The organism is Citrobacter sp. CK202, from assembly GCF_030333225.1.
In the GTDB taxonomy this organism is placed as follows: domain Bacteria; phylum Pseudomonadota; class Gammaproteobacteria; order Enterobacterales; family Enterobacteriaceae; genus Citrobacter_B; species Citrobacter_B koseri.
Genome location: NZ_JAOWGI010000024.1, coordinates 196,220 through 220,680, shown reverse-complemented (window position 1 = coordinate 220,680; position 24,461 = coordinate 196,220). Strand labels below are relative to the sequence as shown.

The following is a 24,461-nucleotide window of genomic DNA, read 5'->3' as shown; positions in this document are numbered from 1 at the left end:
CAGATGCAAAAACGGCCTCCTGAGAGGCCGTTTTATAACTCGCGCCGGTAAAGATTAAAGCGCTTTCAGAATCGCATCCACGCTGGCTTTCGCATCGCCAAACAGCATATGCGTGTTGTCTTTAAAGAACAGCGGGTTCTGCACCCCGGCATAACCGGTATTCATCGAGCGTTTAAACACGATAACGTTTTGCGCTTTCCAGACTTCCAGAACCGGCATACCGGCAATCGGGCTACGCGGATCGTCCTGCGCAGCCGGGTTCACCGTGTCGTTCGCGCCGATAACCAGCACCGTATCGGTGTCAGCGAAGTCGTCGTTGATTTCGTCCATTTCCAGCACGATGTCATACGGCACTTTCGCTTCCGCCAGCAGTACGTTCATGTGACCAGGCAGGCGCCCTGCAACCGGGTGGATGCCAAAACGCACCTTGATACCGCGCGCGCGCAGTTTCTCGGTGATTTCCGCCACCGGGTACTGCGCCTGCGCAACCGCCATGCCATAGCCAGGGGTAATGATGACCGAGTGCGAATTTTTCAGCATGTCAGCCGTGTCTTCCGCCGTGATCTCACGGTGCTCGCCCGCGACCTGATCGTCGCCAGTAGAAGATCCATCGCTGCCGAAACCACCCGCGATAACGCTGATGAAAGAGCGGTTCATCGCCTTACACATGATGTAAGACAGAATCGCACCCGAAGAACCAACCAGCGCGCCGGTGACGATCAGCAGGTCGTTGCCCAGCATAAAGCCTGCCGCCGCCGCTGCCCAACCGGAATAGGAGTTCAGCATGGATACCACAACCGGCATATCCGCCCCGCCAATGGACGCCACCAGGTGCCAGCCGAAAGCCAGCGCAATAATGGTCATCACCAGCAGCGCCAGAACCTGCAAGCCAACGCTTTCGGTACGTACAAACACCACCAGCAGCAGGAAAGAAACCACCAGCGCCGCCAGGTTCATTTTGTGACGATTCGGCAGCATCAGCGGTTTGGACGAAATCTTACCGCACAGCTTGCCAAACGCCACCACGGAACCGGTGAAGGTAACCGCGCCAATGAAGATGCCGAGGAACACTTCCGTCAGGTGAATATTCACCAGAATCGGTTCCAGGCCCGCCTCGTGGTACAGGTAGCTGTTAAAGCCCACCAGTACCGCCGCCAGGCCGACAAAGCTGTGCAGAATCGCCACCAGCTCCGGCATTTCGGTCATTTCAACGCGTTTCGCCAGACGGATACCGATCGCCCCACCAATAATCATCGCCACCAGAATCCAGGCAACGTTGCCGGTATCCGGGCCGAAGATCGTCGCCACCAGCGCAATCGCCATCCCGGCGATACCAAAGTTGTTACCCTGTCGGGACGTCTCATGCTTAGAGAGCCCGGCCAGACTGAAGATAAACAGGATCGCGGCAACAATGTATGCAGCTGTAACTAATCCTCCAGACATGTGTTACCCCTTAGTTTTTCCTGAACATTTTCAGCATACGCTGAGTCACGGTGAAGCCACCGAAAATATTAATGCTGGCGATAAGCACCGCGATAAAGCTCAGGAAACTCACCCAGCCTCCCTGGCCAATCTGTAACAATGCCCCGACAACGATAATCCCTGAGATGGCGTTAGTCACAGACATCAACGGCGTATGCAGCGCGTGCGAAACGTTCCACACCACGTAGTAACCCACCACGCAAGCAAGTGCGAAAACGGTGAAGTGGCCGAGGAACTCTTTCGGCGCCACGTCAGCCAGCCAACCAAACAGAACGATCGCCAGCGCCATCAGCGCATATTTACGCCACGGTGAAGCCGGTTTTTCCGCTTCTTTCGGCGCGGGAGCCGCTTGCGGCGCAGCCTGCGGCTGAGCAGACACCTGAATCGGCGGCGCGGGCCAGGTAATTTCACCGTCACGCACGACCGTTACGCCGCGCACAACCACGTCGTCAAAGTCGACGTCGATATTGCCGTCTTTCTCTTTGCACAGCAGTTTGAGCAAGTTGACCAGGTTGGTGCCGTAAAGCTGGGAGGATTGCGTCGGCAGACGACCCGGCAGATCGGTGTAACCGATAACCTTCACGCCATTGTCGGTCGTGCTCACCTGACCGGCGACGGTGTATTCACAGTTACCGCCGTTTTGCGCGGCCAGATCGACAATCACGCTGCCGGACTTCATGGAATCAACCATCTCGCGCGTGATCAGCGTCGGCGCTGGTTTACCCGGGATTAGCGCGGTCGTGACGATAATATCGACCTCTTTCGCATGCGCGGCAAAGAGTTCCATTTCCGCTTTAATAAACGCTTCGGACATCACTTTGGCATAGCCGTCGCCGCTGCCCGCTTCCTCTTTAAAATCCAGTTCGAGGAATTCAGCGCCCATACTCTGAACCTGTTCTTTCACCTCTGGACGGGTATCAAACGCACGTACAATGGCGCCAAGGCTGTTTGCCGCGCCAATGGCCGCCAGACCTGCGACGCCCGCGCCAATCACCATCACTTTCGCTGGCGGCACTTTGCCCGCAGCGGTAATTTGCCCGGTAAAGAAACGACCAAATTCATGTGCGGCTTCCACAATCGCGCGATAACCGGCGATGTTGGCCATTGAGCTCAGGGCATCCAGCGACTGCGCGCGCGAAATACGCGGCACGGAGTCCATCGCCATCACGGTTACATTGCGTTCCGCGAGTTTTTGCAATAGCTCAGGATTCTGCGCCGGCCAGAGGAAACTCACCAGCGTCGTGCCCGCATTCAGTAAAGGAATTTCATCGTCTTCCGGCGCATTGACCTTCAGGATGATCTCTGACTGCCAGACCGCATTTCCCTCTACAATTTCTGCGCCCGCTTCTGTAAATGCCTTATCGTCAAAACTTGCCAGTTGACCCGCGCCGCTTTCAACCGCGACGGTAAAACCCAGTTTCAGCAGTTGCTCAACCGTTTTTGGCGTTGCTGCGACTCGGGTTTCATTGGTTAACCGCTCTTTTGGTATGCCAATTCGCATAATGTTCCCTTCCATCGGTTTTTTTGATGATGGTTTGTCAGTGATCGCAGGATGCATACGCACGCCTGCGTAAGAGGTAAGTGCTACCCCGGAAAAATAAAACAGTAACAAACTCTCTATAACCTACTGAAAATAGCGCCTGTGATCTAGCGCCAAAAAACAGTATTTATTATGAAATTTGCAAAATATGAACGATTCAGCCCACAAACAGGAATAATGACCTTGAAATCACCTTCAGTGACCGATAATTCGCTCAAGCGAAGCGGCAAAACATGATTTAGCGCCATCGACATTCAATCGTTTAACATTAAATTAACTTATAAAATGCGTATGCTTTATCAGTTTTGCCGGTCAAGCGCCTGTTTTTTAGACATATCACCAAATGTTATCATTCTTGTCACTTCAGGCGGTACGATGAGTGAAAAATGACGCAGACATTTGCAGGGTTTAAATGCAATAATCAGCCACGTTTCTAGTCAATAACAATACCAGTACCTGGTTTGCGCAAGGCGAAGGATTATTTTTATGAAGCTTAAGAACACTCTCCTGGCGTCCGCACTGCTTTCTGCGACTGCTTTTTCCGTAAATGCAGCGACAGAACTGACGCCGGAGCAAGCGGCAGCACTAAAACCTTATGACCGCATTGTGGTCACCGGGCGTTTTAATGCCATTGGCGATGCGGTAAATGCCGTATCCCGCCGCGCAGATAAAGAAGGTGCAGCCTCTTTTTATGTTGTTGATACGTCCGATTTTGGCAACAGCGGTAACTGGCGTGTCGTGGCTGACGTTTATAAATCAGACGCGCCAAAATCCGACGCGCCTCAAAACCGTGTAATTAACGGTATCGTCGAATTACCGAAAGATCAGGCCGTGCTGCTGGAACCTTACGACACCGTAACGGTGCAGGGTTTCTACCGTAGCCAGCCGGAAGTGAATGACGCCATCACCAAAGCAGCAAAAGCGAAAGGCGCCTACTCGTTCTACATTGTGCGTCAGGTCGATGCCAACCAGGGCGGCAACCAGCGTATTACCGCGTTTATCTATAAAGAAGATGCGAAGAAACGCGTTGTCCAGAGCCCGGACGTTATTCCTGCTGATTCCGATGCGGGTCGTGCAGCGCTGGCCGCCGGCGGTGAAGCAGCGAAGAAAGTGGAGATTCCGGGCGTCGCGACGACCGCTTCTCCAAGCGCTGAAGTCGGACGCTTCTTCGAAACGCAATCCTCAAAAGGTGGACGTTACACTGTCACTCTGCCTGATGGAACGAAAGTCGAAGAGCTGAACAAAGCGACCGCGGCGATGATGGTGCCGTTTGACAGCATCAAATTCACCGGCAACTACGGCAACATGACGGAAGTCTCCTACCAGGTTGCCAAGCGTGCGGCGAAGAAAGGCGCGAAATATTATCACATTACCCGCCAGTGGCAGGAACGTGGTAACAACATGACGATCAGCGCCGACCTGTATAAGTAAAGTACGCTTCCGCCATCCGGTGTTGTCATAACGCCAGATGGCGAGACCAGGCATCTTATCCGGCCTACGTGTTAGTAGGCCTGATGAGCGTAGCGCCATCAGGCGCCAATACGATGCTGCCCTATGTGAAATCTACCCACCTTTAGCATTTTTAGTCACAAATGTTTCAGAGATCATTGCATGCGGTCTCTTCTCTCCGTAAAATCCCGCGCCTTAGTGGCTTTCACCATTTTTATGCGTTTTGCCAAAATAATTATTCTCCCACTCTCGTTTTTATAACTGGATACCGATGGAAAAGAAACTGGGACTGAGCGCGCTGACCGCGCTGGTTTTAAGCTCAATGCTTGGCGCAGGTGTGTTTAGTCTGCCACAGAACATGGCAGCGGTGGCCAGCCCGGCAGCGCTGCTGATTGGCTGGGCGATTACGGGCGTCGGGATACTGCTACTGGCTTTCGCTATGCTGATCCTGACGCGCGTTCGCCCGGAACTGGATGGCGGGATTTTCACCTACGCGCGCGAAGGTTTCGGCGAACTGATCGGTTTCTGCTCCGCCTGGGGATACTGGCTCTGTGCCGTTATCGCCAACGTCTCTTATCTGGTTATCGTTTTTTCTGCCCTGAGCTTCTTTACCGATACGCCGGAACTCCGCCTGTTTGGCGACGGCAACACCTGGCAGTCCATCATCGGCGCGTCGGTGCTGCTTTGGGTGGTGCACTTCCTGGTGCTGCGCGGTGTGCAAACCGCCGCCAGCATCAACCTGGTCGCGACGCTGGCGAAGCTGTTGCCGCTGGGGTTGTTCATCGTCCTGGCTATCATCATGTTTAAGCTCGATACGTTCAGCCTGGATTTCACCGGTCTGGCGCTGGGCGTTCCCGTCTGGGAGCAGGTTAAAAACACGATGCTCATCACGCTGTGGGTGTTTATCGGCGTGGAAGGCGCGGTTGTCGTCTCCGCCCGGGCGAGAAATAAGCGTGATGTCGGACGTGCGACGCTGCTGGCGGTTCTCGCCGCATTGGGCGTCTACCTGCTGGTGACGCTGCTCTCTTTAGGCGTCGTCGCCCGCCCGGAACTGGCGGAGATTCGCAATCCGTCAATGGCGGGTTTGATGGTGAAAATGATGGGGCCGTGGGGCGAAATCATTATCGCGGCGGGTCTTATCGTTTCAGTCTGCGGCGCTTATCTGAGCTGGACCATTATGGCGGCGGAAGTGCCGTTTCTGGCCTCAACGCATAAAGCCTTCCCGCGCATTTTCGCCCGCCAAAATGCGCAAGGCGCGCCATCGGCTTCGCTGTGGCTCACCAACGCGTGCGTTCAGATCTGCCTGGTGCTGATCTGGCTCACAGGTTCGGATTACAACACACTGTTGACGATTGCTTCAGAGATGATTCTGGTACCCTATTTCCTGGTCGGCGCGTTCCTGCTGAAAATCGCCGCGCGCCCTCTTCATCAGGCGGTAGGTGTCGGGGCCTGCATTTATGGCTTATGGTTATTGTATGCGTCCGGCCCGATGCACCTGTTGCTGTCGGTGGTGCTGTATGCGCCGGGATTGTTAGTTTTCCTCTACGCACGCAAGACGCATACGCACGATAATGTCCTGAATCGTCAGGAAGTGATGTTGATCGGTCTGCTACTCATCGCCGCTGTTCCGGCTACGTGGATGTTGGTGGGGTAATCGTCGCCCCATTGTTTGATGCCAAAGGAGACTACAATGGGTAAAAACCAGCCCTTGCCCATCCTTATCACGGGAGGAGGCCGCCGCATCGGCCTCGCGATCGCGTGGCACTTTCTCAATCAAAAACAGCCGGTGATTGTCAGCTACCGGACGCACTATCCGGCCATCGACGGCCTGACGCAAGCGGGCGCGCTGTGCATTCAGGCCGATTTTTCCACCGATGACGGCGTCCTGGCATTTGCTGAGAAGATAAAAACCCATACGCCAGGCCTGCGGGCTATTTTGCATAACGCCAGTGCCTGGATGGCCGAGGCGCCTGGCACCCCGCTCTCTGACGTGCTGGCATGCATGATGCAGATTCACGTCAATACGCCCTATCTGTTAAACCATGCGCTGGAAAGACTGTTGCGCGGCCACGGACATGCGGCCACCGATATCATCCATTTTACGGACTATGTTGTGGAACGCGGCAGCGACAAACACATCGCCTATGCCGCCAGTAAAGCAGCGCTGGATAATATGACCCGCTCCTTTGCCCGCAAACTGGCCCCGGAAGTGAAAGTCAACGCCATCGCCCCGTCGCTGATCCTGTTTAACGAAAACGACGACGCCGAGTACCGTCAGCAGGCGCTCAATAAATCCCTGATGAAGACAGCGCCCGGCGAGAAAGAGGTAATCGACCTGGTGGATTACCTTCTCACCAGCTGCTTCGTTACCGGCCGCAGTTTCGCCGTGGATGGCGGCCGGCACCTGCGTTAATGCAATTTGATCCAGCAAAATATCAGCAGCCATGCGCTCAGGCCCCAGCACACCACCGCCCCGCCGAGCGCAACGGGCAAACGCAGAAAACCGGTGAAATACCAAAGCGTGGCGAGGTAGACAAAATAAGGGATGATCGACCACATACTGAATACAATGGTCGTGCGTAACGCGTCAATTCCGCGCTCGCTGGCGACAATATAGTGGGCAATCAGTGCAAATGTCGGAAAAAGCGGAATTAATCCGGCGATATAGTAATTTTTTGTTTTTGCCAGCAAACCAATCAATACCACCACCAGCGCACCCAGCGCGGCTTTTATCACGAGTCCCATTTCGATGCCTTAACACATCAATAACATTGAGGCTGTAGCATAACGGAAGCGCTCTCGTTTAGAAAAGATTAATGGAAGGGAAAACGGAGGCGGTGTATGTTGGCGTTTTCTCCGCGTAATGAACGTTATGAACACCATCGTATTTGTTGAGGATGACCCTGAAGTTGGCTCGCTGATTGCCGCTTATCTGGCGAAACACGATATTGAGGTGCTGATTGAACCTCGCGGCGATCTGGCTGAAGAGACGATCCTTCGCACACAACCCGAGTTGGTGTTACTGGATATCATGCTGCCGGGCAAAGACGGTATGACCATTTGCCGCGATTTGCGAGGCCGCTGGCAAGGGCCGATTGTCCTGTTGACCTCGCTGGACAGCGACATGAACCACATCCTGGCGCTGGAAATGGGCGCCTGTGACTACATCCTGAAAACCACGCCCCCTGCCGTGCTCCTCGCCCGTCTGCGCCTGCATTTACGGCAGAATGAACTCACCGCGCAGGCAAAAGGCATTCAGGATACGGCAATGACCCCGCATAAAACGCTGCGTTTTGGCGCGTTGATTATTGACCCGGTCAATCGTTCAGTCGCCCTCTCCGGCGAACCGGTTTCGCTTTCCACCGCCGATTTCGAATTACTCTGGGAACTGACAACCCATGCCGGGCAGATTATGGATCGCGACGCGCTGCTGAAAAACTTGCGCGGCGTCAGCTACGACGGCATGGACCGCAGCGTGGATGTCGCTATCTCAAGGCTGCGTAAGAAATTGCAGGATAACGCCACCGAGCCCTATCGAATCAAAACGGTTCGCAACAAAGGGTATCTGTTTGCCCCCCATGCGTGGGAAGAGAGTCAACGTGATTAACCGGGTGCATCAATGAAAAAACTGTTCGTTCAGTTTTATCTGCTGCTGTTTGTCTGCTTTCTGGTCATGACCCTGTTGGTCGGGCTGGTGTATAAGTTCACCGCAGAACGCGCAGGCAGACAGTCGCTGGATGATTTGATGAAAAGCTCGCTGTATTTAATGCGCAGCGAATTGCGGGAGATCCCTCCGCGCGACTGGGGGAAAACCCTCAAAGAGATGGATCTTAATCTCTCTTTCGATTTGCGCGTAGAGCCACTCAATAAATACAAACTCGACGCGCTTACCACACAGCGGCTGCGCGAAGGCGACATCGTCGCGCTGGACGATCAGTATACGTTTATCCAGCGCATCCCTCGCAGCCATTACGTGCTGGCCGTCGGGCCGGTTCCTTATCTCTATTTTCTTCACCAGATGCGGCTACTGGATATCGCGCTGATGGCCTTTATCGCCATCTCCCTCGCCTTTCCGGTGTTTATCTGGATGCGCCCGCACTGGCAGGAGATGCTGCGCCTGGAGGCCGCCGCTCAGCGTTTTGGCGAAGGGCACCTCGCAGAGCGCCTTCACTTCGACAACGGTTCCAGTTTTGAACGTCTCGGCATCGCCTTTAACCAGATGGCGGATAACATCAACGCGCTGATCGCCAGTAAAAAACAGCTTATTGACGGCATTGCCCACGAACTGCGTACACCGCTGGTGCGTCTGCGTTACCGGCTGGAGATGAGTGAAAATCTCAGCGCACAGGAGTCGCAGGCGCTGAATCGCGATATCGGCCAACTGGAAGCGTTAATCGAAGAGTTACTGACCTATGCGCGGCTGGACAGGCCGCAGACTGCGTTAACGCTCACCGTTCCCGACCTCCCCGTGTGGCTGGCGAGCCACCTGGAAGACGTACAGAGCGTCAACCCCGGGTGCACGGTGCGGCTCAGCCAGCTTACGCCTGGCGATTACGGCGCGCTGGATATGCGGCTAATGGAGCGTGTGCTGGATAATCTGCTCAATAACGCGCTGCGTTATTCCCATTCCACCGTTCAGGCCAGCCTGTTGTTAAGCGGCAATCAGGCGACCCTGATTGTTGAAGACGACGGCCCCGGCATCGCGCCAGACGCGCGCGAACATGTGTTCGAACCCTTTGTGCGCCTCGATCCCAGCCGCGACCGCGCTACCGGAGGCTGCGGGCTGGGGTTAGCCATCGTGCGCTCCATCGCCCTGGCGATGGGCGGAACGGTAAACTGTCGCGAAAGTGAACTGGGCGGCGCCAGATTCACCTTCAACTGGCCCGTCTGGCAAAACATCCCCGAATTTCCCCCTGCCTGACGCATAGCGCACGATGGTCAGGCCGGGTATGATGTGATATACAGTAAGTATGTTGTAACTAATATCCTTCTTTCTGCGACACTGAAATGGTGGTGATATGGCCCGTTACGATCTTGTCGAACGCCTGAATGGTACTTTTCGCCAGACAGAACACGCCCTGGCAACCCTGACAGAAAATCTCGAACAGCAACCGCTGCTGATTGCCCGCGTCTTCTCCCTCCCCGAAGTGACCAAAGAGGCGGAGCACAACCCTCTGGCGACCATTGCGGTGGAGCAGCATCTGGGAAAAGAGGCCGAATCGCTGGCGCTGCGCCACTATCGCCACCTGTTTATTCAGCAACAGTCTGAAAATCGCAGCAGCAAAGCGGCGGTTCGCCTGCCCGGCGTATTGTGCTATCAGGTTGATGATGCCACGCAGGCCGCGCTGGAAAACCAGATCCAGCACATCAATCAGTTAAAAACGACATTTGAGCGTATTGTGACGGTGGAATCAGGATTGCCGTCAGCGGCGCGTTTTGAGTGGGTGCATCGCCATCTGCCCGGTCTTATCACGTTGAATGCCTACCGCGCGTTAACGGTGATCAAGAATCCCGCCACCCTCCGTTTTGGCTGGGCCAACAAGCACATTATTAAGAATCTGCGCCGGGATGAGGTGCTGGCGCAACTGGAGAAAAGCCTGAACACGCCGCGCAGCGTGCATCCCTGGACGCGCGAAGAGTGGCAGGCCAGGCTGGAGCGCGAATATCAGGATATCGCCGCCCTGCCGCAACAGGCGCGGCTGAAGATTAAAAGACCGGTGAAGGTACAGCCGATTGCCCGCGTCTGGTACAAAGGGCAGCAGAAACAGGTTCAACACGCCTGCCCGACGCCGCTTATCGCGCTGATCAATACCGATAAAGGCATGACCGTGCCGGATATCGGCGAACTACTGAATTACGATGCGGACAATGTTCAGCACCGCTTTAAGCCTCAGGCGCAACCGTTGCGACTTATCATCCCCCGGTTGCACCTGTATGTGGCGGATTAACGGCCGGGCTTCATGCTGCCCACCATCAGTTCCGGGCGCACCCAGCTATCAAACTCGGCTTCAGTGAGATACCCCAGCGCCAGGGCGGAGGCTTTTAAGGTCAGCCCTTCCTTGTGCGCTTTTTTGGCGATCTCCGCCGCTTTGTCATAGCCGATGTGCGTGTTGAGCGCGGTGACCAGCATCAGCGATTCATTGAGCAGTTGATTAATACGCTCACGGTTTGGCTCAATACCGACCGCACAGTGCGCATTAAAGCTTTCCATCCCATCCGCCAACAGGCGTACCGATTGCAGGAAATTATGGATAACCATCGGGCGATAGACGTTAAGCTCAAAGTTTCCCGACGCCCCGCCCATATTGATAGCCACATCGTTGCCCATCACCTGACAGCAGAGCATGGTCAGCGCCTCGCACTGGGTCGGGTTCACTTTGCCTGGCATAATCGAACTGCCCGGCTCGTTCTCAGGAATGGCAATTTCACCAATGCCGCATCGAGGGCCAGAGGCCAGCCAACGAACGTCATTAGCGATTTTCATCAGCGACGCCGCCAGCCCTTTTAGCGTGCCGTGCGCATGAACCAGCGCATCACAGGTCGCCAGTGCTTCAAACTTGTTCGGCGCCGTCACAAATGGCGCGCAGGTGATCACCGCCAGCTCATCCGCCACGCGGCGGGCATATTCAGGATGAGTGTTCAACCCTGTGCCCACCGCCGTACCGCCCAGCGCCAGCTCCGCCACATGCGGCAGGCTATTTTCAATATGTTTGAGATTGTGCTCCAGCATCGCCACCCAGCCGGAAATTTCCTGACCGAGCGTCAGCGGCGTCGCATCCTGCAAGTGCGTGCGGCCAATTTTCACAATGTCGGCAAACGCATGGGACTTTTTGCGCAGCGTATCGGTCAGGACATTAAGCTGCGGGATGAGATGCTTGCGTAGCGCCAGCAGCGCCGCAACGTGCATCGCGGTCGGGAAGACGTCGTTCGAACTTTGGCTTTTATTGACGTCATCGTTCGGGTGAACTTTGCGCTCCATGCCGCGAACGCCGCCCAGCAGTTCGCTCGCGCGGTTCGCCAGCACTTCGTTCATGTTCATGTTGCTTTGCGTGCCCGACCCGGTTTGCCAGATCGCCAGCGGAAATTCGTCGGGATGTTTATCGGCCAGCACTTCATCAGCCGCCTGCATAATGGCGGAGGCTTTTTCCGCCGACAGCAGCCCTAAGTCCTCGTTAACTTTGGCTGCCGCACGCTTGGTCAGCGCCAGCGCATGGATCAGCGAGACGGGCATTTTCTCCGTGGAGATACGAAAATGCTCCAGCGATCGTTGGGTTTGCGCTCCCCAAAGTTTATCTGCCGGAACATCAATCCCGCCCATCGAATCTTTCTCGCAGCGTACCGTCGTCATTACTTTCTCCTTGTTAACAATGAAGTTGAGGACATGCTCACACACCTGTCAGGATTAAGTATTGATTGCTTCATAAATACTGCATGGCGCTTTGTGCGCTTCTGAAATGCCGGGCGGCACAGCGCCTTACCCGGCCTGCAAATGTACCTTCTTATTGTCTTACTTCACGCAGCGCGTGCACTGCGAAGTTTGAATTTGCTGGAAGAAATCATTGCCTTTGTCATCCACCAGGATAAAGGCCGGAAAATCTTCCACTTCAATTTTCCAGATCGCTTCCATCCCCAGTTCAGGGTATTCCACGCATTCCAGACTCCTGATGCTGCCCTGCGCCAGCACGGCGGCAGGCCCGCCAATGCTGCCCAGATAGAAGCCGCCGTGTTTATGGCAGGCATCGGTCACCTGTTGGCTACGGTTGCCTTTGGCCAGCATAATCATACTGCCGCCCTGCGACTGAAGCTGATCGACGTAAGAGTCCATACGTCCTGCGGTCGTTGGCCCCAGCGAACCGGACGCGTATCCTTCAGGCGTTTTTGCCGGCCCCGCGTAGTAGATCGGATGATCTTTAACATACTGCGGCAACCCTTCGCCACGGTCCATCCGTTCTTTCAGTTTGGCGTGCGCGATATCACGCCCCACAATAATCGTCCCGTTCAGCGACAGACGAGTCGAAACCGGATACTGCGACAACTGTTGCAGGATCGCTTTCATTGGCTGATTGAGGTCAACGCGAACCGCCTCGCCTTCGCCTGCCTGGCGCAATTCTTCAGGAATATATTTACCCGGATTATGTTCCAGTTTCTCGATCCAGATACCTTTGCGGTTGATTTTCGCTTTAATGTTGCGATCCGCAGAGCAGGAGACGCCCATCCCGACCGGACAGGACGCGCCGTGACGCGGTAAACGAATGACGCGGATATCATGGGCAAAATATTTACCGCCGAACTGGGCGCCTAACCCGAGATTCTGCGCTTCCGTCAGCAACTCTTTTTCCAGCTCCACGTCGCGGAATGCCTGACCGTGTTCGTTCCCTTCCGTCGGCAGTTCGTCATAGTATTTTGCGGAGGCCAGCTTAACCGTTTTCAGCGTTGCTTCCGCCGACGTCCCGCCGATCACGAAGGCGATGTGATACGGAGGACAGGCCGCCGTCCCCAGAGTGCGCATTTTATCGACCAGGTAATTTTTCAGTTTGCCCGGCGTCAGCAGCGCTTTGGTTTCCTGATACAGATAGGTTTTGTTGGCGGAACCGCCGCCTTTGGCGATACACAGGAATTTGTATTCATCGCCATCAACGCTGTAGAGATCAATCTGCGCGGGCAGGTTGGTGCCGGTATTGACCTCTTTATACATATCCAGCGGGGCATTTTGCGAATAGCGCAGGTTATCTTCGATGTAAGTGTTATAAACGCCGCGCGCCAGCGCAGCCTCATCACCGCCGCCAGTCCAGACGCGCTGGCCTTTTTTACCAACGATAATGGCCGTACCGGTGTCCTGGCAGGTTGGTAAAATCCCTTTTGCGGCAATGTCCGAGTTGCGCAGGAATTGCAGCGCGACATATTTATCGTTTTCGCTGGCGTCCGGGTCGCGCAGGATATCAGCGACCTGCTGTTGATGCGCAGGGCGCAGCATAAACGAAGCATCGTGGAATGCCTGACGCGCCATCAGCGTTAGCGCTTCAGGAGCGACCTTAAGCACTTCCTGCCCTTCAAATTCGGCAACGGAAACGTGCTCACTGGTCAACAGGTAATATTCGGTATCGTCCTTTTTGAGGGGAAAAGGAGCCTGATAATGGAAGGGTTTGTTCGACATTGTTCTCTCACTTACTGCTCGGTCTGGTTATTCTCTGGGCAGATGTTCCATTGCCCTGCTTACCCGTCACGCCTCCAGCGGCAGACATGTTATTGTCCTGCAACCCGAATGCGTCAGGGTGTAAAAAGCGAGTTACACCATCCTACACAATTTTTTAACAAAAACTGAGACAAGTACGACTTTTTGCGCGCAGAGGTTACTTCCCGCGGGTTTCTTGGTTTAATACGCGAATTAATTTCCATATTGAAACAGGGCTTGATAATGCAAAAACTCATCAACTCAGTGCAAAACTATGCATGGGGTAGTAAAACTGCGTTAACGGAACTCTACGGCATTGCGAATCCGTCTCAGCAGCCAATGGCAGAGCTCTGGATGGGCGCCCATCCCAAGAGCAGCTCCCGAATTGAAGGCGCTGACGGGAAAGCCGTCTCGTTACGCGACGTGATTGAGCACGATAAAGCCACACTGCTGGGTGAGTCTGTCGCAAAACGTTTTGGCGAGCTGCCCTTCCTGTTTAAAGTGCTGTGTGCCGCGCAGCCGCTTTCCATCCAGGTTCATCCGAATAAACACAACTCAGAAATGGGTTTCGCGAAAGAGAATGCGGCCGGTATTCCGATGGATGCCGCCGAGCGTAACTATAAAGATCCGAACCACAAGCCTGAACTGGTCTTTGCCCTGACGCCGTTCCTGGCGATGAACGCATTCCGCGAGTTCTCTGAGATTGTTTCCCTGCTGCAACCTGTTTCCGGCGCGCATACCGCCATTGCCCACTTCCTGCAAGAACCGAATGCCGAACGCCTGAGCCAGCTGTTCGCCAGCCTGCTCAATATGCAGGGCGATGAAAAATCCCGCGCGCTGGCGGTACTGAAAGCGGCGCTGAACAGCCAACAGGGTGAACCGTGGCAGACGATCCGCGTCATATCCGAATTTTACCCGGATGACAGCGGCCTCTTCTCTCCACTGCTGCTGAACGTGGTCAAGCTGAACCCTGGCGAAGCCATGTTCCTGTTTGCCGAAACGCCTCATGCCTATTTGCAGGGTGTGGCGCTGGAAGTGATGGCGAACTCCGATAACGTCCTGCGCGCCGGGCTGACGCCGAAATATATCGACATTCCTGAACTGGTCGCAAACGTCAAATTCGTTGCCAAACCAGCGGATCAGCTGCTGACAACGCCGGTAAAACACGGTGCGGAACTGGACTTCCCGATTCCGGTGGAAGATTTCGCGTTTTCGCTGCATGACCTCTCCGCTCAGGAAACGGCTATCAGCCAGCAGAGCGCCGCCATTCTGTTCTGCGTGGAAGGAGAAGCGGTGCTGAGCAAGGGCGAGCAGCGTCTGGTGTTGAAACCCGGCGAATCCGCGTTTATCGGCGCTGATGAGTCTCCGGTCAACGCCAGCGGCGTGGGCCGTTTGGCCAGGGTTTACAACAAGCTGTAGCAACATACTGAATTTTTTAATAACTCTTGCTAAGCTAGTTAAAGGCTCACAACTTCTCCAGGCGGTTTAATCCGCCTGGTTTCATTTTTATGGATAATCGATATGAAAAAATCGCTGGTAGCTACAGGTGTGATCGTCGCCCTGGGCGTAGTCTGGACAGGCGGGGCCTGGTACACCGGGAAAAAACTGGAAACGCATCTCGCACAGATGGTGAATCAGGCAAATGAGCAGCTTAAACGCACGGCGCCTGAAGCCGCCATTGAGCTGAGCTATCAAAACTACCAGCGCGGCATTTTCAGCAGCCAGTTACAGCTGGTGGCGAAGCCTGTCGAAGGCAAGGAAAACCCCTGGCTGAAACCAGGACAAAGCGTCGTACTGAACGAAGCGGTGGATCATGGCCCTTTCCCGTTCACACAGTTGAAATCGTTTAACCTTATCCCTGCGATGGCCTCGGTGAAGACGACCCTGGTCAACAACGACGTCACCAGACCGTTGTTTGATATCGCAAAGGGCGAGACGCCGGTCGAGATTAATTCCCGGATTGGTTATGGCGGCGATACCCGCTCAGATATCTCGCTCAAGCCGTTGAATTATGAAAATAACGGTGAAAAAGTCGCCTTTAGCGGCGGGGAATTTCAGCTGAATGCCGATAAAGACGGCAATGTTGTTTCACTGTCAGGCGAAGCGCAAAGCGGCCTGGTGGATGCCGTCAACGAATATAACCAGAAAGTCCAGATTACTTTTAATAATCTGAAAACCGACGGTTCCAGCACCCTGGCCAGCTTCGGCGAGCGTATTGGCAACCAGACGCTGTCGCTGGAAAAAATGACGGTATCGGTAGAAGGTAAAGAGATGGCCGTGCTGGAAGGCATGGTGATCGACGGTAAGTCCGATCTCGTCAACGACGGCAAAACCATCAATAGCCAGCTGGATTACTCGCTGAACAGCCTTAAAGTGCAGAATCAGGATCTGGGTAGCGGCAAGCTGACGCTGAAAGTGGGACAGATCGATGGTGAAGCCTGGCACCAGTTTAGCCGCCAGTATAACGCTCAGACTCAGGCGCTGATGACGCAACCCGAGGTGGTGCAAAATCCTGAACTTTATCAGGAGAAAGTGACCGAAGCGTTCTTTGGCGCCCTGCCGCTGCTGATGAAGGGCGAACCGGTGATTACCGTCGCGCCGTTAAGCTGGAAAAACGCTAAAGGCGAGACCGCGCTGAACCTCTCCTTGTTCCTGAAAGATCCGGCCGCGACCACTGAAGAACCGCAAACGCTGACTCAGGAAGTGGATCGTTCCGTTAAATCTCTTGACGCGAAGCTGACGATCCCGATGGATATGGCCGTTGAGTTTATGACTCAGGTCGCCAGACTGGAAGGTTATCAGCAGGAAGATGCCGATAAGCTGGCGAATCAACAAGTCAAAGGGTTAGCCGCGATGGGGCAAATGTTCCGCATCACCACGTTGCAGGATAATACCATCGCCACCAACCTACAGTATGCCAATGGTCAGGTAACGCTCAACGGGCAAAAAATGACGCTGGAAGAGTTTGTCGGCATGTTTGGTATGCCTGCGCTCTCCGTGCCGGACGCTCCGGCGATTCCTCAGCAGTAAGTTTTCTGTACGTCCCGCGCCCGGCGGGATTTTCCCGTCGGGCCGCCATTCAAACACCTGTCCCGCCACGCTATTTTTGCGTCACCAGACGAGCGGAAATGGTCTGGCTGCGCGAATGGCTCTCTTCATGACCAATCCGTTGCAGGATGCGCTCCGCAAGGGTATAGCCAATTTCGCGAGCTGGCGTACTGGCCCAGATAATCGGCAGATCGTCCAGCGCGTTTTCCGCCACATCAGCAAACGCCGCCAGCGAGATCTGTTGTTCAAAATAGCGATCAACGCCAATTTCACCACTCTGCCGCCCCGCTTTCATCAGGCCAAACCATGCCCCCATTGCAATGGTTTCGTTGTAGCACACCACTGCGCTGATGGTCGGGTTATGCCGCAGTAATGCGGTAATGGCTTCGGCGGCCTGCTTCTGGCTGGATGCGCACTCCAGCACCCAGTCGCTGTGAAAAGGCAACCCAAACTTCAGCAGCGTCGCGCAATAGCCGCCGACGCGCTCCGCGCGCGTTAATGAGGAGCTTTGCCCTCCCAGCCACGCGATCCGCTGATGCCCAAGGCGAATCAGATGTTCCGTCAGTAGCTGCGCCGCCTGCATGTTATCCGGCCGGACAGTATCCACCTCTTCCAGATAACTGGCGCGCGAGGCAAACACCACCGGAATCCCTTTTTCTTCTGCCCGTTCCCGGAGCGCATCGCTGCTACCCGCCGCTCCGGCGATCACCACGCCATCCACACCCTGATTAAGGAGCATAGCGAAGCGCTGACTCAGCTGTTCGCCATCCTGACCGCCGTGCAACAAAAAGACCATGCGCCCCTGCGCTTCCAGCGCCTCTGTCAACCCGGCCGTGAGTTCCGCATAAAAAGGCGCAGACAGATCGCGCACAATCAGCCCAATGACGCCGCTTTGCCCACCGCGAAGCGCCGATGCCTGGCGGTTACGCACAAAGCCCAGCTGTTCAATCGCCGCGTTAACCCGCTCGCCGGTGGCTGACGAAATCCGCCCTTTGCCACTGAGCACTAATGAGACGGTACTGACGGAAACGCCAGCCGCCAACGCGACATCATGAATGGTGGTTTTTTTGGCTATAGCCATGAAAAAAGAAAGCTCCCTGATAACGTGACAGATAAAACGTTTTATCAATCACTTATATTTATACGCTTTATTATCGTTCGATAATGTGATTTGCGCCGCACTAAAATTAGGTAAAACGTTTTATCTTCTCGCTCAAATAATTGACCACAGCCTTCTTTTTCACGAGGAGTCGTTAGATGACGACGAAGACAACACCAAAAATAACATTATGGGAATTTTTCCAGCAGTTGGGTAAAACGTTTATGCTGCCCGTGGCGCTGCTCTCTTTCTGCGGGATCATGCTGGGGATCGGCAGCTCGTTAAGCAGCCACGATGTCGTCACCCTGCTCCCGGCGCTGGGCAACCCGGTGCTACAGGCCATCTTTACCTGGATGAGTAAAGTCGGCTCGTTCGCTTTTAGCTTCCTCCCGGTGATGTTTTGTATCGCGATTCCGCTCGGTCTGGCGCGTGAAAACAAAGGTGTCGCCGCGTTTGCCGGTTTCGTCGGTTACGCCGTAATGAACCTTGCCGTGAACTTCTGGTTAACGGCGAAAGGCATTCTGCCGACGACTGACGCCGCCATTCTGAAAGCCAATAACGTACAGAATATCCTCGGGATTCAGTCTATCGACACGGGGATTCTGGGGGCGGTGATCGCCGGTATCGTTGTCTGGATGCTGCATGAGCGTTTCCACAATATTCGTCTGCCCGATGCGCTGGCTTTCTTTGGCGGTACGCGTTTCGTGCCGATCGTCTCTTCCGTGGTGATGGGACTGGTCGGGCTGGTCATTCCGCTGGTATGGCCTGTTTTTGCAATGGGCATCAGCGGTCTGGGCCACATTATCAATAGCGCGGGTGATTTCGGTCCGATGATCTTTGGTACGGGTGAGCGCCTGCTGCTGCCGTTCGGCCTGCACCACATTCTGGTCGCGTTGATTCGCTTTACCGAAGCGGGCGGTACGCAGGAAGTCTGCGGCCATAGCGTGAGCGGCGCGTTGACCATTTTCCAGGCGCAGCTGAGCTGCCCGACAACGCACGGCTTCTCTGAAAGTGCGACCCGCTTCCTGTCTCAGGGGAAAATGCCTGCCTTCCTCGGCGGCTTGCCGGGCGCTGCGTTGGCGATGTACCACTGTGCGCGTCCTGAAAACCGTCACAAAATTAAGGGCCTGCTGATTTCTGGTCTTATCGCCTGTGTCGTTGGCGGTACCACAGAGCCGCTGGAATTCCTGTTCCTGTTCGTCGCGCCTGTGCTGTATGTGATTCACGCCCTGCTGACAGGTCTGGGATTCACCATCATGGCGATCCTCGGCGTCACCATCGGCAACACCGACGGCAACATCATCGACTTTGTGGTATTCGGGGTCCTGCACGGTCTGTCGACCAAGTGGTATCTGGTTCCGGTGGTCGCCGCCGTCTGGTTCGCGGTGTACTACGTCATCTTCCGTTTCGCTATTACGCGCTTTAATCTGAAAACGCCGGGCCGCGATACCGAAATCGCCAGCAATATTGAAAAAGTCATGGCGGGCACGCCAGGGAAATCAGGCTATAACGTCCCGGCGATTCTGGCCGCGCTTGGCGGCAGTGAAAATATCGTCAGCCTGGATAACTGCATTACCCGTCTGCGCCTGTCAGTGAAGGATATGTCGCTTGTGAATGTACAGGCGCTGAAGGACAATCGCGCTATCGGCGTAGTACAGCTGAATCAACATAACTTACAGGTGGTTATTGGCCCTCAGGTACAGTCCGTTAAGGATGAAATGGCAGGTCTGATGAACACGGTTGAGGCATAAGGACAACGATATGTTCGATTTTTCAAAGGTGGTGGATCGTCACGGTACGTGGTGCACGCAGTGGGATTATGTCGCCGATCGCTTTGGCGCCCCTGACCTGCTTCCGTTTACGATCTCGGATATGGATTTCGCTACCGCGCCGTGCATCCTGGAGGCCATCAACCAACGTCTGGCGCACGGCGTGCTGGGTTACAGCCGCTGGAAAAACGATGAGTTTTTAGGGGCGATCGCCCACTGGTTCGCAACCCGTCACCACACCACGGTCGACCCGCAGTCGATCGTGTACGGCCCCTCCGTGATCTACATGGTGTCGGAGCTGATCCGCCAGTGGTCATCCGTCGGTGAAGGGGTGGTGATTCACACCCCCGCTTACGATGCGTTCTATAACGCCATCGAAGGCAACCAGCGTACCGTTATGGCGGTTACGCTACAGAAAAACGCGGACGGCTGGCACTGCGATATGGCCGCGCTGGAAGCGGTGCTCGCCCGGCCAGAGAGTAAAATTCTCCTGCTGTGCAGCCCGCAGAACCCTACCGGAAAGGTATGGACGCGCGATGAACTGGAAACGATGGCTGAGCTATGCCATCGTCACGGCGTGCGGGTCATTTCCGATGAAATCCACATGGATATGGTATGGGGCGCGCAGCCGCATATCCCCTGGAGCAATGTGGCGCGTGGTCGTTGGGCGCTGCTGACCTCCGGGTCAAAAAGCTTCAACATTCCGGCGCTGACCGGCGCCTACGGGCTCATCGGCGATGAGGAAAGCCGCAATCGTTACCTCAGCGTATTGAAGGGGCGTGACGGGCTGTCGTCGCCCGCCGTTCTGGCGCTTAGCGCGCACATTGCCGCTTATCAACAGGGCGCGCCGTGGCTGGATGCCCTGCGCGAGTATCTTGCTGATAACCTGAATTATATCGCGCATGCGTTAAACACCGCGTTCCCGACGCTAAACTGGCAGGTTCCGCAATCGACCTATCTGGCCTGGATTGATCTGCGAGCGCTAAATATTGACGACCACGCCTTACAGGATGCGCTGATTCATCAGCAGAAAGTGGCCATCATGCCTGGGTATACTTATGGCGAAGAAGGTCGCGGGTTTCTTCGTCTAAATGCCGGTTGTCCACGTTCGAAACTCGAAAAAGGCGTTAACGGGCTGATCAACGCGATCCACGCTATACGCTGACAATGATTGCGCAATAAAATTATTTATTGCGCAACATAGATTTTACGCCCGTTTTATTTTTATAATGGCGAGCACTTTTATATTAAAAAAGAGTGCGACCATGATTGATACTTCCCTTCCGTTAACTGACGTTCATCGCCACCTTGATGGCAACATTCGAGCCCAAACTATTCTTGATCTTGGCCGCCAGTTCAATTTAGCCCTTCCGGCACAAACGCTTGACGCGCTCATTCCGCATGTGCAGATCACCTTAACGGAGCCTGACCTGGTCAGTTTTCTGGCAAAGCTCGACTGGGGCGTTAAAGTTCTGGCGTCGCTGGATGCCTGTCGTCGCGTGGCCTTTGAAAATATTGAAGATGCCGCCCGCAACGGCCTGCATTATGTCGAACTGCGTTTTTCTCCGGGTTATATGGCGATGACGCACCAGTTGCCTGTGGCAGGTGTGGTCGAAGCGGTCATCGCTGGCGTACGTGAAGGGTGCCAGACTTTTGGCGTTGAAGCTCGTCTGATCGGCATCATGAGCCGTACTTTCGGCGAGGCTGCCTGTCAGCAGGAACTGGAAGCGCTGCTGGCGCACCGCGATCACATTACTGCGCTTGACTTAGCGGGCGATGAACTTGGCTTCCCGGGCAGTCTGTTTCTCTCTCACTTTAACCGCGCGCGTGATGCGGGCTGGCATATTACCGTACATGCTGGCGAGGCGGCGGGACCGGAGAGCATCTGGCAGGCCATTCGCGAACTGGGCGCCGAGCGTATCGGTCATGGCGTGAAGGCCGTGGAAGATCGCGCGCTGATGGATTTTCTGGTCGAACAGCGAATCGGTATCGAATCCTGTCTGACGTCTAATATCCAGACCAGCACCGTTGCCTCGCTGGCTGCACATCCGCTGAAAACGTTCCTTGAGCATGGCGTGCAGGCAAGTTTGAATACGGATGATCCCGCGGTACAGGGTGTGGATATTATTCACGAATACACGGTAGCGGCGCCGGCGGCAGGATTAACCCGCGAGCAGATTCGTCAGGCGCAGATCAATGGTCTGGAAATGGCGTTTTTAAGCGAAGCGGAAAAACGCACATTGCGTGAGAAAGTCGCTGCGGTTTAAGCACGCAACGCCTGATGGCGCTGCGCTTATCAGTCCTGTAACGACACAACCGTAGGCCGGATAAGGCGTTTACGCCGCCATCCGGCAACACCCGGCGCCAGAAGAGTACACCGTCATCACGCGAGGCACAGCGTAGAGCGATGCTTCGCTGATTCAATCCCCAGCTCAATCAACTCCATAATCTGGATCGCCTGGCTCGCCGGAACCGGGTTTTCACCGTTGCCATTCAGCGCGTCACGGATGCCCGCATAATAAGCCGGATAATTACCCGGCACCGTCAGCCAGGTCTCTTCCACACGGTCTTCGCCTTCCACGCGCGTCAACACGCCGTCACGCATGTCGTAACCCCAGTCTTCCTGCGGCAGTCGCTCACCGTTTTTCAACCGTTCCTCTTGTGGATCGAGGCCATATTTCACGTAACTGCCGCGTGAGCCATGCACGATATAACGTGCTGATTCTGCCGCTGCCAGCATCGTACCGTGCAGAATCACCCGACGCTGCGGGTAGGATAATATCGCGTGGAAATAATCCGTCGACTGCGCGCCAGGACGAAGCTGCGCCAGATCCACCGTCATGCTGACCGGCAAACCGAACAGATTGATCGCCTGATCCAGCAGATGCGGCGCCAGATCGTACCAGATACCGCTGCCAGGGCCGCCCTGTTCGCGCCAGCGATCGCGTACCTGCGGGCGGAAACGGTCGAAATGGGATTCAAAGTAAGCCACTTCCCCCAGAACGCCATCGGCCAGCAATCCTTTCAGCGTCAGGAAATCACTGTCCCAACGGCGGTTATGGAACACAGAAAGCACGCGCCCCAGGCTGCGCGCCAGGGCGTCGAGTTCACGGGCTTGTGACAGTGTCACGGTAAAGGGTTTATCCACAACCACATGTTTTCCCGCTTCAAGCGCGGCTTTCGCCAGCGGAAAATGGGTGTCGTTGGGCGTAGGAATGACGATAAGGTCGATATTCGGATCGTTAAAAAGATGCTTAGGCTCTGAGACAACCGCCACAGAAGGCCAGTCCGCCTTCACTTTTGTTTCATCACTACTGGAAACCGCCGCCAGTTCCAGACCCGGCGTCCCCACGATTAAGGGCGCATGGAAAGTCTTGCTGGCATAACCATAACCAATTAGCCCTACCCGGATGTTGTCACTCATGTCTTTGCCTCTCATGTCAGAACGGGGTCATTTCACACTATCCCTTAACCACTCACAATAGTTTAATAACCGCCAGGTTATAAAGGTTGTTGCTTAACTTAAGTCAAACATCAGTGACTTTGGGCTCTCCTGCGGCGAAAAAGTCGCTGAAATCGTTCCCGACACCCTTGCCGTCTTATTTATTGATGAGTAACATTTGCATCCTGTGTTTATGGATAAATCAAAGCAAAAAATGTCGTCAGTAATGAATCGCCTTATTGAATTAACCGGTTGGATTGTTCTCGTTGTCTCAGTGATCCTCTTAGGCGTCGCCAGCCATATCGATAATTACCAGCCCCCTGAACCGACGGCCTCCGTTCAGAAAAAATAAGCGTGTCCTGGCCAGTTGCGGCATAGCAGCATATCGTCAGAAATGGTTTCGGTTTACAGCCAGAAAAATCAGGAAAAGATGAAAAGCGGCAAAAAAAGCGAAATATGCCGTCTGCTGGCCGCACGCTTATTGCCAGTTGTCATGAAGCGCGTTACCCTTCCGGCAGGTGCTCTGCTCACCTGATTCATGACACGTAAGAATACGCTTATTTACCCTTGCGCGCCGATTATTCTTTTCGGTGTCGTTTTGTTTATTTTTATATTCACTACTCCGTTGGTGTTATTTGTTTAATATGGATCGCTATTTATGACAGTTCAGGATTATTTATTAAAATTCCGCAAAATCAGTTCGCTTGAGAGCCTGGAAAAACTGTTTGATCACCTTAACTACACCCTCTCTGACGATCGGGAGATCATCAATATGTATCGCGCCGCAGATCATCGTCGCGCGGAACTGGTCTCGGGCGGTCGTCTGTATGATGTCGGTCAGGTGCCAAAATCAGTCTGGCATTACGTACAATAAAGAAAGTAGCGATCGGCATTAAAAGCTTTATAATACTGGCCCCAAAATGAAATAGTCTGCCTGTTCGCGCTGGCAAATCTGGAGAAGATATGACCACAACACCGGCACAACGCATCGGGGGCTGGTTGCTTGGCCCACTGGCCTGGCTGTTAGTCGCGTTACTGAGCGCCTCGCTCGCGTTATTGCTCTATGCTACTGCGCTGGCTACGCCGCAGACATTCCATATGCTCAGTGAGCAAAGTACCGGCAACCTGTTGTTGTGGGGCGTTTCGTTTATTACCGCCATCGCAATGTGGTATTACACCCTATGGTTGACCATCGCCTTCTTCAAGCGCCGCCACTGCGTGCCTAAACATTATATTATCTGGCTGCTGGTGTCGGTCTTGCTGGCAATTAAAGCCTTTGCCTTTTCGCCAGTCTCAGACGCGTTTGCGGTTCGCCAGCTGTTGTTCCCGTTACTGGCGGCCGCGCTGATCGTACCCTATTTCAAACGCTCGGCGCGCGTTAAAGCAACGTTTGTGAACCCGTAATACCCTTACAGTTAACCTGTTGTCGCCTGCTGTAGATTGACAGATAATAGGCGGCT

At 54.6% G+C, this 24,461-nt stretch carries 21 protein-coding genes; 14 read left to right on the top strand and 7 right to left on the bottom strand.

Translation table 11 applies throughout. The features are described from left to right. Positions 1-54: 54 nt before the first annotated feature. Complete coding sequence (gene pntB / locus OGX84_RS09320) at positions 55-1,443, bottom strand: Re/Si-specific NAD(P)(+) transhydrogenase subunit beta (RefSeq protein WP_012132483.1); 1,389 nt, start codon at positions 1,441-1,443, stop codon at positions 55-57. A 10-nt stretch (positions 1,444-1,453) separates the two neighbouring features. Beyond that, positions 1,454-2,983: a Re/Si-specific NAD(P)(+) transhydrogenase subunit alpha gene (pntA, locus tag OGX84_RS09315; protein WP_286457872.1), complete on the bottom strand. Its 1,530-nt coding sequence runs from the start codon at positions 2,981-2,983 to the stop codon at positions 1,454-1,456. A gap of 525 nt (positions 2,984-3,508) precedes the next feature. Between pntA and ydgH the strand changes: the two genes are divergently transcribed. From ydgH to folM, 3 genes are all read left to right on the top strand, one after another. Continuing rightward, positions 3,509-4,453 carry a DUF1471 family protein YdgH gene (gene ydgH / locus OGX84_RS09310; RefSeq protein WP_012132486.1) on the top strand — a complete coding sequence of 315 codons (945 nt, stop codon included), beginning with the start codon at positions 3,509-3,511 and terminating at the stop codon, positions 4,451-4,453. A gap of 289 nt (positions 4,454-4,742) precedes the next feature. Continuing rightward, positions 4,743-6,125, top strand: a complete 1,383-nt coding sequence (locus OGX84_RS09305; protein ID WP_012132487.1) for an amino acid permease — start codon at positions 4,743-4,745, stop codon at positions 6,123-6,125. 36 nt (positions 6,126-6,161) lie between these two features. Then, on the top strand, positions 6,162-6,884 hold the full coding sequence (gene folM / locus OGX84_RS09300; protein WP_024130355.1) for a dihydromonapterin reductase: 723 nt from the start codon (positions 6,162-6,164) through the stop codon (positions 6,882-6,884). Here the strand turns inward: folM and OGX84_RS09295 are convergent. Next, complete coding sequence (locus OGX84_RS09295; RefSeq protein WP_012132490.1) at positions 6,881-7,216, bottom strand: GlpM family protein; 336 nt, start codon at positions 7,214-7,216, stop codon at positions 6,881-6,883. The genes folM and OGX84_RS09295 overlap by 4 nt on opposite strands. A 127-nt stretch (positions 7,217-7,343) precedes the next feature. Here OGX84_RS09295 and rstA point away from each other — a divergent pair, with 127 nt between their 5' ends. The 3 genes from rstA (at position 7,344) to tus (ending at position 10,419) form a co-directional block, all read left to right on the top strand. After that, positions 7,344-8,078: a two-component system response regulator RstA gene (gene rstA / locus OGX84_RS09290; protein ID WP_275166267.1), complete on the top strand. Its 735-nt coding sequence runs from the start codon at positions 7,344-7,346 to the stop codon at positions 8,076-8,078. Between the two features lie 12 nt (positions 8,079-8,090). Beyond that, positions 8,091-9,392, top strand: coding sequence for a two-component system sensor histidine kinase RstB (gene rstB / locus OGX84_RS09285; RefSeq protein ID WP_248623288.1), 1,302 nt, complete (start codon positions 8,091-8,093; stop codon positions 9,390-9,392). Positions 9,393-9,489: 97 nt separating this feature from the next. Next, on the top strand, positions 9,490-10,419 hold the full coding sequence (gene tus / locus OGX84_RS09280) for a DNA replication terminus site-binding protein (RefSeq protein WP_012132493.1): 930 nt from the start codon (positions 9,490-9,492) through the stop codon (positions 10,417-10,419). On the opposite strand, the gene fumC is transcribed toward tus, so the two are convergent. Both fumC and fumB read right to left on the bottom strand, forming a co-directional pair. Continuing rightward, positions 10,416-11,819, bottom strand: coding sequence for a class II fumarate hydratase (gene fumC, locus OGX84_RS09275; RefSeq protein WP_112002420.1), 1,404 nt, complete (start codon positions 11,817-11,819; stop codon positions 10,416-10,418). The two genes, tus and fumC, sit on opposite strands and share 4 nt — an antisense overlap. Before the next feature lie 159 nt (positions 11,820-11,978). Further along, positions 11,979-13,625 (bottom strand): class I fumarate hydratase, encoded by a 1,647-nt coding sequence (fumB, locus tag OGX84_RS09270; protein ID WP_012132495.1) that lies wholly within the window; start codon positions 13,623-13,625, stop codon positions 11,979-11,981. A 261-nt stretch (positions 13,626-13,886) separates the two neighbouring features. Between fumB and manA the strand changes: the two genes are divergently transcribed. Together manA and OGX84_RS09260 are read left to right on the top strand one after the other, a co-directional pair. Further along, positions 13,887-15,062: a mannose-6-phosphate isomerase gene (manA, locus tag OGX84_RS09265; protein WP_049011602.1), complete on the top strand. Its 1,176-nt coding sequence runs from the start codon at positions 13,887-13,889 to the stop codon at positions 15,060-15,062. A gap of 102 nt (positions 15,063-15,164) precedes the next feature. Further along, positions 15,165-16,673: a YdgA family protein gene (locus OGX84_RS09260; RefSeq protein ID WP_112002419.1), complete on the top strand. Its 1,509-nt coding sequence runs from the start codon at positions 15,165-15,167 to the stop codon at positions 16,671-16,673. Positions 16,674-16,743: 70 nt separating this feature from the next. Here the strand turns inward: OGX84_RS09260 and OGX84_RS09255 are convergent, their stop codons facing one another. Further along, positions 16,744-17,772 carry a Mal regulon transcriptional regulator MalI gene (locus OGX84_RS09255; RefSeq protein ID WP_112002418.1) on the bottom strand — a complete coding sequence of 343 codons (1,029 nt, stop codon included), beginning with the start codon at positions 17,770-17,772 and terminating at the stop codon, positions 16,744-16,746. Between the two features lie 176 nt (positions 17,773-17,948). On the opposite strand from OGX84_RS09255, the gene malX reads away from it, so the two are divergent. The 3 genes from malX to add all read left to right on the top strand — a co-directional run bounded on the left by malX (position 17,949) and on the right by add (position 21,826). Next, a complete protein-coding gene (gene malX / locus OGX84_RS09250; protein WP_112002417.1) occupies positions 17,949-19,541 on the top strand; it encodes a maltose/glucose-specific PTS transporter subunit IIBC in 1,593 nt (530 codons plus the stop codon). 10 nt (positions 19,542-19,551) lie between these two features. Then, on the top strand, positions 19,552-20,724 hold the full coding sequence (locus OGX84_RS09245) for a MalY/PatB family protein (protein ID WP_112002416.1): 1,173 nt from the start codon (positions 19,552-19,554) through the stop codon (positions 20,722-20,724). 100 nt (positions 20,725-20,824) lie between these two features. Further along, a complete protein-coding gene (gene add, locus OGX84_RS09240; protein WP_275166268.1) occupies positions 20,825-21,826 on the top strand; it encodes an adenosine deaminase in 1,002 nt (333 codons plus the stop codon). A 116-nt stretch (positions 21,827-21,942) separates the two neighbouring features. Here the strand turns inward: add and OGX84_RS09235 are convergent, their stop codons facing one another. Then, positions 21,943-22,983 carry an oxidoreductase gene (locus OGX84_RS09235; RefSeq protein WP_024130359.1) on the bottom strand — a complete coding sequence of 347 codons (1,041 nt, stop codon included), beginning with the start codon at positions 22,981-22,983 and terminating at the stop codon, positions 21,943-21,945. Between the two features lie 244 nt (positions 22,984-23,227). On the opposite strand from OGX84_RS09235, the gene blr reads away from it, so the two are divergent. From blr to OGX84_RS09220, 3 genes are all read left to right on the top strand, one after another. After that, complete coding sequence (blr, locus tag OGX84_RS09230) at positions 23,228-23,353, top strand: division septum protein Blr (protein WP_048902389.1); 126 nt, start codon at positions 23,228-23,230, stop codon at positions 23,351-23,353. Positions 23,354-23,659: 306 nt separating this feature from the next. After that, positions 23,660-23,875, top strand: coding sequence for a transcription modulator YdgT (gene ydgT, locus OGX84_RS09225; protein WP_024130361.1), 216 nt, complete (start codon positions 23,660-23,662; stop codon positions 23,873-23,875). A gap of 89 nt (positions 23,876-23,964) precedes the next feature. Next, positions 23,965-24,405, top strand: a complete 441-nt coding sequence (locus OGX84_RS09220) for a DUF2569 domain-containing protein (RefSeq protein WP_012132511.1) — start codon at positions 23,965-23,967, stop codon at positions 24,403-24,405. Positions 24,406-24,461 lie beyond the last annotated feature (56 nt).

Bases quoted from the DNA above. Each gene is read 5' to 3' on its own strand.
- pntB (WP_012132483.1), bottom strand. From the start codon at position 1,443: ATGTCTGGAGGATTAGTTACAGCTGCATACATTGTTGCCGCGATCCTG.
- pntA (WP_286457872.1), bottom strand. From the start codon at position 2,983: ATGCGAATTGGCATACCAAAAGAGCGGTTAACCAATGAAACCCGAGTC.
- ydgH (WP_012132486.1), top strand. From the start codon at position 3,509: ATGAAGCTTAAGAACACTCTCCTGGCGTCCGCACTGCTTTCTGCGACT.
- OGX84_RS09305 (WP_012132487.1), top strand. From the start codon at position 4,743: ATGGAAAAGAAACTGGGACTGAGCGCGCTGACCGCGCTGGTTTTAAGC.
- folM (WP_024130355.1), top strand. From the start codon at position 6,162: ATGGGTAAAAACCAGCCCTTGCCCATCCTTATCACGGGAGGAGGCCGC.
- OGX84_RS09295 (WP_012132490.1), bottom strand. From the start codon at position 7,216: ATGGGACTCGTGATAAAAGCCGCGCTGGGTGCGCTGGTGGTGGTATTG.
- rstA (WP_275166267.1), top strand. From the start codon at position 7,344: ATGAACACCATCGTATTTGTTGAGGATGACCCTGAAGTTGGCTCGCTG.
- rstB (WP_248623288.1), top strand. From the start codon at position 8,091: ATGAAAAAACTGTTCGTTCAGTTTTATCTGCTGCTGTTTGTCTGCTTT.
- tus (WP_012132493.1), top strand. From the start codon at position 9,490: ATGGCCCGTTACGATCTTGTCGAACGCCTGAATGGTACTTTTCGCCAG.
- fumC (WP_112002420.1), bottom strand. From the start codon at position 11,819: ATGACGACGGTACGCTGCGAGAAAGATTCGATGGGCGGGATTGATGTT.
- fumB (WP_012132495.1), bottom strand. From the start codon at position 13,625: ATGTCGAACAAACCCTTCCATTATCAGGCTCCTTTTCCCCTCAAAAAG.
- manA (WP_049011602.1), top strand. From the start codon at position 13,887: ATGCAAAAACTCATCAACTCAGTGCAAAACTATGCATGGGGTAGTAAA.
- OGX84_RS09260 (WP_112002419.1), top strand. From the start codon at position 15,165: ATGAAAAAATCGCTGGTAGCTACAGGTGTGATCGTCGCCCTGGGCGTA.
- OGX84_RS09255 (WP_112002418.1), bottom strand. From the start codon at position 17,772: ATGGCTATAGCCAAAAAAACCACCATTCATGATGTCGCGTTGGCGGCT.
- malX (WP_112002417.1), top strand. From the start codon at position 17,949: ATGACGACGAAGACAACACCAAAAATAACATTATGGGAATTTTTCCAG.
- OGX84_RS09245 (WP_112002416.1), top strand. From the start codon at position 19,552: ATGTTCGATTTTTCAAAGGTGGTGGATCGTCACGGTACGTGGTGCACG.
- add (WP_275166268.1), top strand. From the start codon at position 20,825: ATGATTGATACTTCCCTTCCGTTAACTGACGTTCATCGCCACCTTGAT.
- OGX84_RS09235 (WP_024130359.1), bottom strand. From the start codon at position 22,983: ATGAGTGACAACATCCGGGTAGGGCTAATTGGTTATGGTTATGCCAGC.
- blr (WP_048902389.1), top strand. From the start codon at position 23,228: ATGAATCGCCTTATTGAATTAACCGGTTGGATTGTTCTCGTTGTCTCA.
- ydgT (WP_024130361.1), top strand. From the start codon at position 23,660: ATGACAGTTCAGGATTATTTATTAAAATTCCGCAAAATCAGTTCGCTT.
- OGX84_RS09220 (WP_012132511.1), top strand. From the start codon at position 23,965: ATGACCACAACACCGGCACAACGCATCGGGGGCTGGTTGCTTGGCCCA.